Raw genomic sequence first — 13,771 nt, 5'->3', positions numbered from 1 at the left:
CGCTGGGGGGCGCAGGTGGCTGTGTGGCTCCGCCCAGGGGGCACCTTCCAGGACCAGCAAAAACCTCGGGTGACCACGCGTGACGTCGGCTCCTGGGATTTGTCGCATGCGCAGCCGGACCCCGCTCCATGATCCCTGGGCTGTCCGCGGCAGCGTGCGGTCAGGTTCGCAAGTTCGAACTGGTCCAAGATTTGTTGCCCGGCGAGGTCGCCGAGGCATACGAGCCCGCCTTCCGGATCCCTCGCTGACAGCTCCCGAGTACGACTGGCGGGACCTCGACGGTGCTCGCGCCTTGCTCGAAGTGGGCATGCGGGCGGTCAGTGGGAGGGCGCGTCGGCAACTCCGGAGGGAGCCCCTCGATATCAAGCCAGGACGCTTAGCAACCCGTTCGCTCCGCGAGGGCTGCCCTGGTGGCTTCGTCGTATCGACGGGCTGGACTGAACGCCTGGGTTCCGGTCAGGTTTTTTGGATCACGAAACTCAGGTTGTTGTGGCGCGGGCTCAGGCGGCCGAAGGAGAGCAGGCCGACGAGCTTGACCATGGGACCGATCAGCAGGCGCCAGCGGCCCATCTCGCTGAGGTAGAAGTCGCTGCCGTACTCGTCGACGATTTTCAGTCCGTGCTCGTCGCAGTATTTCTGGATGCCCCGGCGGGAGATCTCTGGGTCATAGGCCGTGGGGTAGGGCTCGTGGCCGGGTTTGCCCGCGTCCTTGTAGCCGGTGACCCATCGCCGGTAGAGAACATGGACGCGAAAGGGCGTCACGCGTGTCAGGAAACCGTAGACGCTGTCTCGGTCCGGTATCCGGAGGATGAGGTAGCCGCCGGGGCGCAGGGCCTCGGTGAACCGGTCGAGCGCCTGCCGGGCGCCCTCGACGTGCTCAAGCACGAAGGCGCAGTAGACGACGTCGCGGGTTTCTTTTCCGAGTTCGGTGGTGCGCAGGTCGCCGACGATCCACTCGTCGAGATCGTTGGCCTGTTCGCGGCGGGCGCGCAGGGCGGCCTCGTCGGTGTCGATGCCGGTGAGCCGGTAGTCGACGTCGTCCAGGCGCAGGCTCCATCGCCGCCCGCAACCCGCCTCGATGATGTCGAGCCGGCCGCGTTCGGCCGCCAGGTCCCGGATCCGCCGCTCGAAAAGGTCACGGTCGAAACCGCGCTGGGGTTGCAGAACGATCTGTGTCATGTGCGGAAGATTTCTCGTGAGCGCCGGTTTTTGGGCCGTCAGGCATTACGGGGGTGGAGCGGAATGATCATAAGGAGGTGGAGGGGCCTTGTCCATGGCTGGGTGCGGCCCCGTCAGGTGGGTTTGCCGGTTGGGAAGGCCACGGTGTCCACGCGTACGCCTCGGGGGGTGATCTGGAGGATCGGGATGGCCTTGTTGGTCACTTTGCCGGTGGTGGTGTCCAGGTCGATTCGGCCGGACGCGCCTTGGACGTGATTTCGGCCGTGCAGTTGGAGGAGCATTCCCAGAACGCCTTCTTTGGAGACGTTGCTGGAGGCGTTGCGGATCGCAGAGGCGGCTGTCAGGACGGCGTCGTGGGCCATCATCGAGGTGCCGTCGACCAGGTCATCGGGCTTGAACTGGTGTTGTTCGTGTTTGGTGCGGAACCTAGTGAAGGGCTCCCCGAACTGGGGTAGTTTGAGCCATTGCTGGGGGTGCGCCAGCCCGGCGTACCTCAGGGTTATGCGTTGCGACAGCGCGGTTTTCACTTTCTGATTGGTCCAGTCGATGTTGAGGGCGTCGTCGCCTGAGACGATCGTGATGTTCTGGCCGGCGCAGGGGTTGTCGGCGAACACTTCGAGCATCGCCTGGAGTTGTTTGCCACGTCCGGCGAAGAAGAGCCAGGTGTCCTGGCCGCCGCAGATCTGGGCGCGCATCCACAGGAACGGGTTGCCGCCGGCGGGACGCCCCTCCTGGTCGGTGATGTACGACTCGGTCTGCACATTGGGGATCCGGGCCGCGCGGAACCGGTGAGCCAGATCCTGGGCGTAAATGTCGCGGCGGTTGTTGTCCTGGATCAGAAAGGGCTTGCCCTTCGGGGGCACGGCTTTGAGGACCGCGTCGACCTCGTCGGCGTTGGTCGGGGCGATCCGGAACAGGCCGTCCCTGGCGTCGAGCGGCCGCTTGTCCGCACCGAGGATGTCCGTCGCGGTGATGATGCTGCCGACCATCGGGATCTGGAGTTCGGCGAGCCTGGCCATGGCCGCCCGGGACCCTTCGGTGCTCGGCCCCAGCCCGGCGACGGCGACGATGTTGTCACGGCGTGCTATCTCGGCGACGGTGTGCTGCCACTGCCGGGACTCACCGCCGGAGTTGGCGAGCAGAATCTTGATCTGCGGCTCGGCCGGCACATCCGCGGTGTCGCTGCTCCGCTCGTTCAGCAGGAGCTGGGCGATGTAGGCGCCTTCGAGTTCGTGCCGGACCTCGGCCGTGGTCACGGGGTCCTTGGCGGTGACCGTCATGGGCGCCAGGTAGGCGATGGTGGCCTTCCGCACGCCCTTCATGGAGTCCACGTGGCGGTTCTCGGCGAAGATCTTCTCCTGGATGCCCTTCAGAGCGGTGTCGAAGGGTCGTGCCGAGCCGTCGGTCACCCCGACGCATTCACCCTGGCTGCGTTTGACTCCGCCCTCGGCGTCGCCACAGTCGTCGCGATCCTGCCACCAGTCGCGCGCCACCAGGCCGACGCCGACGACGGCCACGACCACCACCAGTACGAGCAGGGCCCGCAGGCTGGGCGGTATCCGTCGCCGTTGCGGCATCGCTTTCTCCTGGGCTCAGATCTGGTCGGGATGGACGTCGCCGGCGGCGAACGACCGGGCGAGCGTGTTCAGGTGGTCGAAGCCGGAACCCGCGCGGAACGACAGGTCCCGTAGCGCGTCCTCGATGACCTCGCCGAGTTCGTACGCCGGGTCTCCGAGCGGGTCGGCGTAGATGAGCAGGGCGGCCGTCAACCTGGCGACGAGCTGCCGGGGCTCAGGTTCACCGATCTCCCTGGCGAGATCGATGGCCTGCTGACCAGGCGAAGGAGCACCCGGAACGGGACGTGCGCGCGGTCTGTCCAGCGATCTGACGACGTACCGGAGATCGTCGAACCAGGTGACCCAGTCGTCCGGACGGCCCGAATCGGTGGTGGCGGTGAACGTGCCGTCGAAATGCGCTGCCACGGTCGCCAGGTCGCCGAGGGCCAGCGAATGATGGAGCATGGCGAGCGTTTCGCCGCGTGCCGAGTGGTGGTCACGGAGGCGCTCGTGCACCGAGCGCCACTCGTCCTCCGCCCCGGCGGGCCTGGCTGCCAGCCGGTGCATGAGCACCCGCCACACCATCCGCTGGCCGACGAGCCGATGGTCGCGGTCGAGCACGTGATCGGGTTTGCCCGGTCTGGACGGATCTTTGAGCATGCCCGTGCGGGCCGGGATCTCGGTTTCCGACAGCGGGAGCGGCCACAGTTCCGTGGTGAGGACGTCATGCATCTTGCGTACCGCCGCCTGGGTGAGGCCGCCGACTCCCGCTAGCGCGTTCGCGGCCACCGGAGACAACGCGGGCGCGCAGGTGATCAAGGCCTGGCGCACCTCGGGCGGTTGGTCGGCAAGGAAGAGATCGAGTATCTGATCGGCGACCGATGCCGCCGGAGTGCCCTGCCGCGTCGCGCCCGGGAGGTCGAGCAGGAGCCGCGCGTCGTTCAGGCCGGGGGCGGAGCCACGCGCGGCGGCTTCGACCGCGTCCACGAGCAGGGCGGTGGACCCCGGGTGCCCGCGGGTGAGCATGGCCAGCAGGTGCGCGAAGTCACCGCCGCGCGACCTCGGCATACCTCTGCGGCCACGTGTCAGGGCGCGGACGTCCTCGACCTGCAGGTCGTCCAGGCGGACCGGGAGAGCCCGCCCGGTCGCCGGCCCGAGGCCCACCGCCACCTTCTTGGCGACCTCGGTGGAAGGAACCGCGGCCTCCACCGACCTCACCGGAGCCCGCGTGGTCATCACCAGAACGAGTGAGTCGTGGGACGGACCGGCCTGGCTGTCGGCGGCCATGTCCTCCCGGACGCGTTCCAGCAACTCCCGAAAGGGCTCGCCCAGCCTACGGTCGGCGTTGTCGAGCAGAAGCAGGCATTTGGCGCCGCGGTCCCAGGAAAAGACCTCAGAGTTGTAGGCCGCCTGGACATCGGCCACAAAGGCGCGGCAGAGCAGTTCCTCGACCTGCTCGTCATGGCCGTCCCTCTTCAGGTGGTGCAGCTCGACCAGAGCCTCGTAGCCGTTGGCGCACTGTGGATCGGCGTTCTCGGCATGCCAGCGCAACGCCCCACGCCGCGAGAAGCGATCCACTGTCTTCGGCGTGAGTCGCCTGAGCACGATCTGAACGATCTGGGCGACCCCTGGCGGCACCGGGGCGCCCAGCGCACGGACGACCTCGGCTGCGGCGGCGACCGCCGAGTCGAAGTCCTGGGCGCCGTCCTGCTCGTCCCGGCGGGTGTCCTCGCCGTCGTCGTCGCCTCTGAGGATCCGGCTCAGGTCCGCGAGCGCCTCGGGCCTGTCGGTGTCGCTGAGGTCGGCGCCGAGCGCCAGCAGCCCCAGCCTGAAACGGGAGAACCGCAGCCGCCGAGGCCACCGATAGGTCTTCTTCTCAAGCTTGAAGACCAGCTCGGTCAGGAGCTTGAGGTTTCCGTCCAACCGGGACGGCCGCTCAGGCCCCACGTCGACATAGGCGCACGGCCCCATGGGGGAACGTTCCCGTAGCAGATGGCGCAGATAATGGGTCTTTCCGCTACCCCTGATCCCATGAACGACGAAATGTGCCGCCTCAGGAGCTTTGGGCGAAAGACAGGCTTCCAGGCCTCGCGTCAGGGAGTCTCGACCTACGAGAGAATTCGGTGGCACGTCGGGCATTGGCCATCCTGTGGATCTCCGGGAGGTCGGAAGCCTACCCGGAGGTCACCCGACCCCGGCAGATTCTGACAGGAACTGGTCACCGTCGATGTTTCCAGTGAGATCGGAGCGCAACCACGCGCCCAAAGCTTCACTCCATGCTTTGGGAACGATGGCCATCCGCAACTTCTGCCAATTGTGTTCCCGAAGGCTGCCGCCCATAAGAACGCGACGCGCGTTATTGCGACAGAACTGGCCCCCCCACCAGGACCGAGAGCAGCAGGAGGATCGCCGGGGCCACGCCGTCCACCCACCAGCCCGTGACTACGGCGGCGAGCAGCACTTATCCCCCGTATCACTGAAGGAAGGTCGCGTTGGGCGATCTGATGCTTACGGTAAGCGATCCGCGCTCAGGTCCGGAGCGAGACCGGAACCGGCCAGCGCCGCGCACGAATTTGTCCGCGCCGGCGCTCAGCTCCGAGTCACCCCTGGCCGGAGAGCACGGCGCTTTCACATGACTGCGATCAGGCGCCGGCCCGGTGCCGAAGACTGCGTTCTCATTCCGCTACTTGCATCTAGCCAGGTCAGAGTGCTCGCTGCTTCGCGTCTTCTCATGGCGGCGTGCTCGCGGCGGTCGGCTTGCTTCTGAGGTGGACTGACCGAGGTCGTGTCCACGCTCCCGACGCGACCACCTCTGCTACTCGTCCTGGGGCTGATGGGGGCCCGGCACACGTCCTGCTCGCCGCATGAGGCCAGGGGGTGGTCTAGCTGGACAAATCAACGCAATACTCCGATGGACCATGTCCTCGGGGGCGTCATAGGCGACGAGAAGGAGCGAACGTGGCCTCAAGCCTCAGACAGCGACCTACCTGGCGAACGTTGCTGGGATCATTGACCGGCCTCATCTTGGCACTGTCGGCCGTGCTCGCCGCGCCGCCGTCCGCGTCCGCGTCCGCGTCCGCGGACATTCCCGGTGTCGACGAGGTCGTGACCAGTTCCAACGTCAAGCATCTGGCCAACGTGCCCAAGTCGGGGCCGTTCGCCGGACCGAACGCGCTCGGCACGGACATCGCGTTCACCGGAAAGTACGCGATCTCCGGCAACTACCTGGGCTTCACCATCTATGACATCAGCAAGCCGAGCGCGCCCAAGATCGTCAGCATGGTGAACTGCCCGGGGTCCCAGAACGACGTGTCGGTGGCGGCCGACGGGAAGCTGCTGTTCCTGTCGACCGACTCCTCGCGCAGCGACGACTCGTGCCAGAGCACGAGCAAGCCGTTGTCGGACCCGACCGCGTGGGAGGGCATCAAGATCTTCGACATCAGCGACAAGGCCAACCCGCGCTACATCAAGTCCGTGGAAACCCAGTGCGGCTCGCACACGCACACGCTGGTCCCCGGTAAGCGCGGCTCGGTCTACATCTACGTGTCGTCCTACATCCTGCCCACCTGGCTCGTCGGTTCGCCCAACGTCGGCCCCGACTGCCAGCCGCCGTTCGACAAGATCTCCATCGTGAAGGTCCCGCTCAAGGCCCCGACCTCGGCCGCGGTCGTGGCGACGCCGGTGCTGTTCCCGGACGGCGGCAACCCCGGCAATCCCGGGCAGCCTGACAACCCCGTTCCAGGTGACGACACCTGGGTGCCCACCACCGGGTGCCACGACATCACCGCCTACCCCGACAAGGACCTCGCCGCGGGAGCCTGCATGGGTGACGGCGCACTCTTCGACATCTCCAACCCGGAGCGGCCGAAGGTGCTCACCACCGTCAGGGACACGGCCAACTTCGCCTTCTGGCACTCGGCCACGTTCAACCAGCGCGCCAACAAGGTCGTCTTCACCGACGAGCTCGGCGGCGGGTCGGCGGCGACCTGCAACCCGGCCATCGGCCCGAACAAGGGCGCCAACGCGATCTACGACATCGTGGGCAAGGGCAAGCGGGCCAAGCTGGTCTTCCGCAGCTACTACAAGATCTCGCGGGCGAACGCCGACACCGAGAACTGCGTCGCGCACAACGGCTCGCTGATCCCGGTCAAGGGCCGCGACATCATGGTGCAGTCCTGGTACCAGGGCGGCATCTCGGTGTGGGACTTCACCAACTCGCGCAGGCCGAAGGAGATCGGCTTCTTCGAGCGCGGGCCGCTCCCGGCAGGGTTCCCCATCGGCGGCACCTGGTCGGCGTACTACTACAACGGCTACATCTACTCCAGTGACATCCAGAAGGGTCTCGACGTCGTCGACATCAGAGACCGGCGTACCGACAGCGGCAAGAGGGTCCGGCTCAGCGAACTGAACACGCAGACGCAGCCGAACTACTTCGACCGGCACTGACACGATCGGCAGGGGCCTTCCTTCGGGGAGGCCCCTGTCACCTGTCCGGGAGGTCCAGCAGGCGGTCGGCGAGGGTGTGGAGGTAGGCGCGGAAGGCCTCCAGCTCGCGGCCCGCGACGGGGTGGCCGGGCAGGTGCGCGGGCCTCCCGTCCGAATGGATCATGCCGTGGCCGAGGAAGCCCGAGACGACCCAGGGGAAACTCCAGAGCGCGTAGTCGAGCTGGCCGGGGTCGGGGACATGCTCCCTGAGCGCGTCGGCGATCCAGCCCAGCCGGGGTTTGACGTGCCCCTCGTCGAAGTCGGCCGTGTCGGCGGCGTCGCCGGTGCGCCGGTGCAGCCACAGGCCGAGCAGGTCGGGCCGGGTGGCATAGAGGTCCAGGTAGTCGTCCAGGAGGCGGTGCATCGCCTGCCGGGTCGGGGTGAACGCCGCCACCGCGTCCGCGAGCGCTTCCTGCTCGGTCCGGGCGGCACGTTTCATCACCGTCCGGTACAGCTCGGTGTTGCTGCGGAAGCGCCTGCGCACCGTCGCGATGTCGACGCCCGCCGACTCGGCGATCAGCTCCGTGGTGGTCGCGTCGAAACCCAGCGCTGAGAAGAGCTGTGTCGCGGCTTCGATGATTTTGTCCTGGTCCCCGTTCGCGTTCATGCCGTCACTCTAAGTGGTGAACGTGGAGCGGCGGGGTACGGGTCCACGCCGGGGGTGAGGCTCTCCCTACCGGAGTTCTGGAGGTGGCCCGATCGCCCTCGGCGGCGCGGATTCCTAGCGTGGACGATCATCGAGGATGCGGAGTCCACATGGTCAGGAAACTCGCCTTCTGCGCCGCGGGGATCGGCGCGGCCACGCTTCTGGCGTCCGGCTCACCAGCGTCCGGATCGTCGGCGTCCGGGTCGTCGGCGTCCGGCTCACCGGAGTCCGGCTCACCGGAGTCCGGCTCACCGGAGTCCGGTTTGCCGAGGTATTCGCTGGAACAGTTGCAGCGCGACGTCGACGCGATCCGTGACACGGGAACGACCGGAGTGCTGGCACAGGTCGTCCACGACGGGCGCAGCATGAAGGCACGCAGCGGCGTCGCGGACCTGCGCACCCGGCGGCCGGTGCCCTGGAACAGCTACTACCGCGTCGGCAGCAACACGAAGACGTTCATAGCCACCGTGATGCTGCAGCTTGTGGCCGAGCGGAAGGTCAAGCTCACCGACACCGTGGAACGCTGGCTGCCCGGCCTGGTCAAGGGCAACGGGAACGACGGCAGCAAGATCACAGTTCGCCACCTGCTGCGGCAGACCAGCGGCCTGTACGACTACGTCTACTACCTGCCGCAGGACGTGTCCCACACTCCCGAGACCTACCGGAAGGTGCGGTTCCGTTCCTATTCACCGGAGCAGCTGGTGGGGATGGCGATGCGGCACGCGCCGCTGTTCCCGCCGGACGAGCGGCGCTGGAACTACTCCAACACCAACTACGTCCTCGCCGGAATGATCGTCGCGAAGGCGACCGGCAACCCGTGGGAACACGAGGTCCACGAACGCGTCATCGCGCCGCTCGGACTCGAACACACCTACAGCCCCGGCAGCTCCGCCTACGTACCGCAGCCGCGTCCCGTCTTCTACGAACGCTTCACTCCCGGCGGGCCGCTGGTGGACGTGTCCATCTTCTCCGACGGCTATTCCGACGGCGGGATGATCAGCACCACCGACGACATGAACCGGTTCCTGCGCGCCCTCCTCGGCGGCAGGCTGCTGTCCCCGGCGCTGATGGCGCAGATGAAGGACACCGTGCCGGCCACGGAATGGCAGGTGCTCTACAAGGAGGCCGGCTACGGGCTGGGCCTGGCCAAGCGCCGGACCTCGTGCGGCACCTGGGTCTGGTACCACGGCGGCAGCATGTTCGGCGTGTCCAGCGTCAACTCCGTCTCCGCCGACGGCCGGACCAGCGTGGAGATCATGCTGCCGACCCAGCCCGGCGAGCAGAAGGCCAAGCTGGCGCAGCTGACCGCCGCCAACGACCTCACCGACCACGCCCTCTGCCGCAGCCGCTGAGCTCGCGCGCAACCGCGAGCCCACAAGCCCGCGCGACCGCGGAGCCGCTAGTGGTCCGCCTCGTAGCGTTCCTTCAGCAGAGCCTTGTGGATCTTGCCGACCGGGGTCAGCGGCACCTCGGCGGTGACGACGAACTGCCGGGGCACCTTGTAGTCGGCCAGCCTGCCCCGGCAGTAGTCGGTGAGCTCGGCCGCGGTGGGCGGGGCCGCGTCCGGACGCGGCACCACGTAGAACCGGCCGACCTCGCCCAGCACCGCGTCGGGCACGCCGATACCGGCGGCCATGGCGACCTTCGGATGCGTGGCCAGCACGTTCTCGATCTCGACCGGGTAGACGTTGAAGCCGCCCTGGATGTACATCTCCTTCTTGCGGCCGCGCAGCACCAGGTGCCCGTCGGGCTCCATCGTGACCATGTCGCCGGTGGCCAGCCAGCCGTCCGGCAGGAAGACCTCGGCGGTCTCCTTCGGCATCTCCCAGTAGCCGGCCGCGACACAGCCGCCGCGGATCTGGAGCTCGCCGATCTCGCCCGGTGGCAGGACGCCTCCGTCCGGCCCGGTCACTCGCGCCTCGAAGTCTCCGATCATCACGCCGAGCGTGCGGGACACCGTCTCCGGGTCGTCGTCCACCCTCGACAGCACGCACGCTCCAGAGGACTCCGACAGTCCGTACAACCCGTACAGCGGCGCCCCCGGGAAGCCCCGCCGGATCGCCTCGGCCAGCGCCGGCTCCACGTTGGAACCGCCCGCCGTGCACAGCCGTACCGACGAGACGTCGTGGTCGGCGAAGTCCTTGTGGCCGAGCATCAGCACGTACATCGTCGGCACCGCGCCGAGGAAGGTCACCCGGTGGCGCTCGATGGCGCGCAGCGCGGCGTCCGGGCCGAACGCCGGCAGCAGCGCCACCGACCCGCCGCTGACCAGCGCGGCCATGATGGTGCAGGTGATGCCGCCGACGTGGTTGAACGGCAGGTGCCCGAGCAGTACGTCGCCGTCGTCCATCGCCAGATGGTCCGCCTGCGCCGACGCCGAGGCCAGGATGCCGCGGTGCGTGAGCATCGCGCCCTTCGGCCGTCCGGTCGTTCCGGAGGTGTAGAGGATCACGAGCGGGTCGGCCGGGTCGACGGCCAGGCGTGCCTCCGCCAGCGCCACCGGGTCGGCCGGGGTCGCGGTCAGCTCGTCGAACGAACGAGACGAGTCGGACGCGCCACGACCCGCCCCGCCATCGCCGAAGAACACGTAATCGTTCACGCCCTCCAGCCGTGACTCCTCGAAGAACGCCGCGAAGTCGAAGTCGGGGGTGGAGCCGATGCTGATGACCACCCGGGCGCCGCTCTGCCCCAGCATGTGGGACAGTTCACGCTCCCGATAGCGCACGTTGAGCGGCACGACGACGGCGCCGATCCGGGCCGCGCCGAAGAAGGCGGCCAGCCACTGCGGCGTGTTGAGGCCGAGCAGCCCGATGCGGTCGCCCCGCCGGACGCCGCGTGCCAGCAGCCCGCCGGCGACCCGGTCGGTCAGCTCGTCGAACTCGCCGTAGGTGACGGTGTCGTCGCCGTCGTACAGGAACGCCTTGTCCCGCTTCGCCGCGTCCTCAAGCGCCGCCCCGACCGTCATCGAACCCATGAGGCCCTCCCCTCGCCCGGTGATCCACTAACGATCACTGATCCGAGGCTCCGTGCCAATACCTCAGGGCTTGCGGCCGACGCCCGCGTAGAACCAGACCCGGACGGCCTCCTCCATGCTCACCGGACGTTCCGGGCGCCAGAGCGGCGCCCACACCAGGCCGGGCTCCAGGAGTTCGAAGTCGCCGAACAGGCCCGTCACCTGCTCCCGGGTACGCGGCGTGCCGGGAGCGGAGGTCTTCTTGTAGACCTCGACGACCTTGGCGACCACGTCGGGAACGCCGTCGGCCGAGGCGTGCGTCAGGGCCAGGTGGCTGCCCGGCGCCAGCGCGCCGCGCAGCTCGGCCATGATGCCGGACGGGTCGTCCTCGTCGGACACGAAATGGAGGGTGGCCACGAGCAGCACCGCCACCGGCCTGCCGAAGTCGATCGTCCGCTGGACGTCGGGGTGGTCGAGGATCTCCCGGGGACGGCGCAGGTCGGCCTGGACCATCCTGGTCTCCGCCGACCCGGCGAGCAGTGCCCGCCCGTGCGTGACCACCTGCTCGTCGTAGTCGACGTAGACCACGCGGGCATCGGGATTCACCGAGTGCGCGATCTGGTGCACGTTCTGCTGGGTGGGCAGGCCCGTGCCGATGTCGAGGAACTGGTCGATGCCCTGCTCGGCCAGATACCGCACCGCGCGCCGGAGGAAGGCCCGGTTCTCCTTGATCAGCGTCAGCAGCGTGGGATCGGCCGCGATCGCCTGCTCGGCACGCACCCGATCGACCTCGTAGTGATCCTTACCGCCGAGGTAGTAGTCGTACATCCGGGCGATATTGGGAACGCTCGGGTCGAACTCGCTCGGTCGCGGCCGTTCGCCTGCCACCGTTTCTCCTCACCAGCCGCCCCGCACTGACTCCGGCTCCACAGCGTACGCCGTTCCGCCCTCCCGCACACCGAACTCATGATCAAACCTCACCGGGATCAGTGGCCCACTCACGATCGCCCCGGGCGGATGATGCCGGTGGTCCACTCAAGATCAGTCGGGGCGGGTGATGCCGGTGGCGGCGGTCCGGTAGGCGCTCGGGCTCACCCCGTAGGCGGTACGGAAGGCCCGGCTGAACGCCGCCGCGTCCGGGAAACCCCAGCGTGCGGCGACGGCACTGATCCGCTGGGTCGCCTTGAACGGGTCGCGCAGATCGCGGCGGCAGTGCTCCAGCCTTCGCTTGCGGACGTAGCGCGCGACGGTGGTGCCCTTGCCCTGGAAGACGCGGTAGAGCTGGCGCACCGACAGATGGTGGGCACGGGCGATGTCGGCAGGTGACAGGTCCGTCAGATGCAGGTTGTCGTCGATCCATTCCTGGATGACCTGGAAGAGATCGGCGTCCGGACCGGGGCCGAGGGGGGCGCCCAGCCGTTCGCTCAGCGCGGCGGTCATCAGCTCCACGATCGCCTCGCCGAGGTGATGGGAGTGCGGGCCTTCGACGGTGCCGCCGTCCTGCGCCAGGGACGCCAGGAAGGAGGCCAGCAGCGGACCCGTCCGCGTCTGCTCGGTCAGGGGCATCGCGGTCAGCTCGGACACCCGGTCCACCGGCAGCGGGATCGCCCGGTGCGGGATCATGACCGTGAAGATGTGGTGCGCCACGAAGGAGATCTCCACCGGGCGGCTCAGGTCGTAGAGCACGAAGTCGCCCGGACGGACGAGCATCGTGCGCTCGTTCTGGCGCAGCAGGCACGACCCGCTCAGCATCAGGCCGACCTTGTACCACTCGCGTGGCTCGGCGGTCGCTTGGCGGGCGCTGCGCTGCACCGCGTGCGCAGGGGCGCGCACCTCCCCGGCGCGCACCGGCCCCAGCGTGCGCCCAACGAGCCGGGCCGCGAACCCCTTGGGCCGCGGCGGGCGCAGATGCAGGGGTCCGAACGCCGCGGACACGACGTGCTGCCAGTACTCGGCCTGGTCTCCGGCGGGCCGTCCGGCCGTGCTGATGTGCGTCGCCGCACCGGCGGGCGTCCCGGTGTCAACCTCCGTTACCGTGCTGACCTGCGGTGTCGTACGGGCGTGCGTTGCCATGGCGCTCCTTCGCGCCCCCCATGGCAAGGTTGGTCCGGGAGGTCAACCGAGTCAACACGCATGTCGGTACGACACTCGGCGCGGGTCTTCGGCAGGGAACGACAAGAGGGCGGCACGGGAGGCCAAGCCCCTCGCGTGAACACCGGGATATACCGGACACGGGTCCACTCCCCGCCCCTCTTTCGGCCCTGCGGCCGAGGAAGGAAGTCCCATGTCCGACACAGAGCAGCCCGACCGCGATCTCAGCCGGAAGAACTTCATCATGGCGGTGGGGCTCGGCGCACTGGCCCTGCCCACCGCGCTGGACGCCGCGAACGCGGCGCCGGCCGCCGCCAAGCCCGGCCAGCCCCTGCTGGTGCCGACCGCCACGTGCGACGACGGAGACGAGCCCACCCGCCCCCAGACCCAGGGCCCGTACTTCAAGCCCAACTCGCCGCAGCGCACGTCGCTGATCACGCCTACGACCCAGGGCACCCGTCTGACGGTCACGGGCATCGTCTACACGATGTCCTGCGTTCCCGTTAACAGGGCGCTGCTGGACTTCTGGCAGGCGGACGCGTACGGCCGGTACGACAACGCCGGCTACCGGTTCCGCGGTCACCAGTACACCGACGCCAGCGGCCGTTTCACGCTGACGACGATCGTGCCCGGCCTGTACCCGGGCCGCACCCGCCACATCCACGTCAAGGTGCAGGCCCCGAACCGGCCCGTGCTCACCACGCAGCTCTACTTCCCGAACGAGCCGCGGAACCAGACGGACACGATCTTCGACCCGACCCTGGTGATGGACGTGCAGACCGTCCCGGGCGGGCGCAGCGCGACGTTCGACTTCATCCTGCGCATCCCCTGACCCGGACAGGTCCTGGTCCCGGTCCTGCC

The 13,771-nt window shown here is 68.3% G+C and carries 10 protein-coding genes; 3 read left to right on the top strand and 7 right to left on the bottom strand.

Translation table 11 applies throughout. The features are described 5' to 3' along the window. Window positions 1-456: 456 nt before the first annotated feature. The 3 genes from ABD333_RS16125 to ABD333_RS16115 all read right to left on the bottom strand — a co-directional run bounded on the left by ABD333_RS16125 (window position 457) and on the right by ABD333_RS16115 (window position 4,706). A complete protein-coding gene (locus ABD333_RS16125) occupies window positions 457-1,179 on the bottom strand; it encodes a class I SAM-dependent methyltransferase (protein WP_344541715.1) in 723 nt (240 codons plus the stop codon). 113 nt (window positions 1,180-1,292) lie between these two features. Further along, window positions 1,293-2,756, bottom strand: coding sequence for a hypothetical protein (locus ABD333_RS16120; protein ID WP_344541714.1), 1,464 nt, complete (start codon window positions 2,754-2,756; stop codon window positions 1,293-1,295). 15 nt (window positions 2,757-2,771) lie between these two features. Beyond that, on the bottom strand, window positions 2,772-4,706 hold the full coding sequence (locus ABD333_RS16115; protein WP_344541713.1) for a hypothetical protein: 1,935 nt from the start codon (window positions 4,704-4,706) through the stop codon (window positions 2,772-2,774). Window positions 4,707-5,732: 1,026 nt separating this feature from the next. Between ABD333_RS16115 and ABD333_RS16110 the strand changes: the two genes are divergently transcribed. After that, window positions 5,733-7,181 (top strand): LVIVD repeat-containing protein, encoded by a 1,449-nt coding sequence (locus ABD333_RS16110; RefSeq protein ID WP_410555725.1) that lies wholly within the window; start codon window positions 5,733-5,735, stop codon window positions 7,179-7,181. 37 nt (window positions 7,182-7,218) lie between these two features. Here ABD333_RS16110 and ABD333_RS16105 read toward each other — a convergent pair whose 3' ends face one another. Further along, on the bottom strand, window positions 7,219-7,827 hold the full coding sequence (locus ABD333_RS16105; protein WP_344541712.1) for a TetR/AcrR family transcriptional regulator: 609 nt from the start codon (window positions 7,825-7,827) through the stop codon (window positions 7,219-7,221). A 149-nt stretch (window positions 7,828-7,976) separates the two neighbouring features. Between ABD333_RS16105 and ABD333_RS16100 the strand changes: the two genes are divergently transcribed. Continuing rightward, on the top strand, window positions 7,977-9,218 hold the full coding sequence (locus ABD333_RS16100; protein WP_344541711.1) for a serine hydrolase domain-containing protein: 1,242 nt from the start codon (window positions 7,977-7,979) through the stop codon (window positions 9,216-9,218). Window positions 9,219-9,265: 47 nt separating this feature from the next. On the opposite strand, the gene ABD333_RS16095 is transcribed toward ABD333_RS16100, so the two are convergent. The 3 genes from ABD333_RS16095 to ABD333_RS16085 form a co-directional block, all read right to left on the bottom strand. Further along, entirely contained in the window at window positions 9,266-10,840 is a 1,575-nt protein-coding gene (locus ABD333_RS16095) for a class I adenylate-forming enzyme family protein (RefSeq protein ID WP_344541710.1), read from the bottom strand. Window positions 10,841-10,903: 63 nt separating this feature from the next. Beyond that, complete coding sequence (locus ABD333_RS16090) at window positions 10,904-11,707, bottom strand: SAM-dependent methyltransferase (RefSeq protein ID WP_344541709.1); 804 nt, start codon at window positions 11,705-11,707, stop codon at window positions 10,904-10,906. 153 nt (window positions 11,708-11,860) lie between these two features. Beyond that, window positions 11,861-12,892: an AraC-like ligand-binding domain-containing protein gene (locus ABD333_RS16085; protein WP_344541708.1), complete on the bottom strand. Its 1,032-nt coding sequence runs from the start codon at window positions 12,890-12,892 to the stop codon at window positions 11,861-11,863. Between the two features lie 211 nt (window positions 12,893-13,103). Between ABD333_RS16085 and ABD333_RS16080 the strand changes: the two genes are divergently transcribed. Continuing rightward, window positions 13,104-13,742, top strand: coding sequence for a dioxygenase family protein (locus ABD333_RS16080; RefSeq protein WP_344541707.1), 639 nt, complete (start codon window positions 13,104-13,106; stop codon window positions 13,740-13,742). The last annotated feature ends 29 nt before the right edge of the window (window positions 13,743-13,771 follow it).

It is taken from the genome of Actinomadura fulvescens, from assembly GCF_039533225.1.
GTDB lineage: Bacteria > Actinomycetota > Actinomycetes > Streptosporangiales > Streptosporangiaceae > Spirillospora > Spirillospora fulvescens.
Note: the sequence above shows the minus strand (reverse complement) of the source record. Positions and strands in the feature narration are given on the sequence as shown.

What these genes read in the sequence shown, in the direction of transcription:
- ABD333_RS16080 (WP_344541707.1), top strand. Translation starts at nt 13,104, where the DNA reads ATGTCCGACACAGAGCAGCCCGACCGCGATCTCAGCCGGAAGAACTTC.
- ABD333_RS16105 (WP_344541712.1), bottom strand. Translation starts at nt 7,827, where the DNA reads ATGAACGCGAACGGGGACCAGGACAAAATCATCGAAGCCGCGACACAG.
- ABD333_RS16085 (WP_344541708.1), bottom strand. Translation starts at nt 12,892, where the DNA reads ATGGCAACGCACGCCCGTACGACACCGCAGGTCAGCACGGTAACGGAG.
- ABD333_RS16095 (WP_344541710.1), bottom strand. Translation starts at nt 10,840, where the DNA reads ATGGGTTCGATGACGGTCGGGGCGGCGCTTGAGGACGCGGCGAAGCGG.
- ABD333_RS16100 (WP_344541711.1), top strand. Translation starts at nt 7,977, where the DNA reads ATGGTCAGGAAACTCGCCTTCTGCGCCGCGGGGATCGGCGCGGCCACG.
- ABD333_RS16120 (WP_344541714.1), bottom strand. Translation starts at nt 2,756, where the DNA reads ATGCCGCAACGGCGACGGATACCGCCCAGCCTGCGGGCCCTGCTCGTA.
- ABD333_RS16125 (WP_344541715.1), bottom strand. Translation starts at nt 1,179, where the DNA reads ATGACACAGATCGTTCTGCAACCCCAGCGCGGTTTCGACCGTGACCTT.
- ABD333_RS16115 (WP_344541713.1), bottom strand. Translation starts at nt 4,706, where the DNA reads ATGGGGCCGTGCGCCTATGTCGACGTGGGGCCTGAGCGGCCGTCCCGG.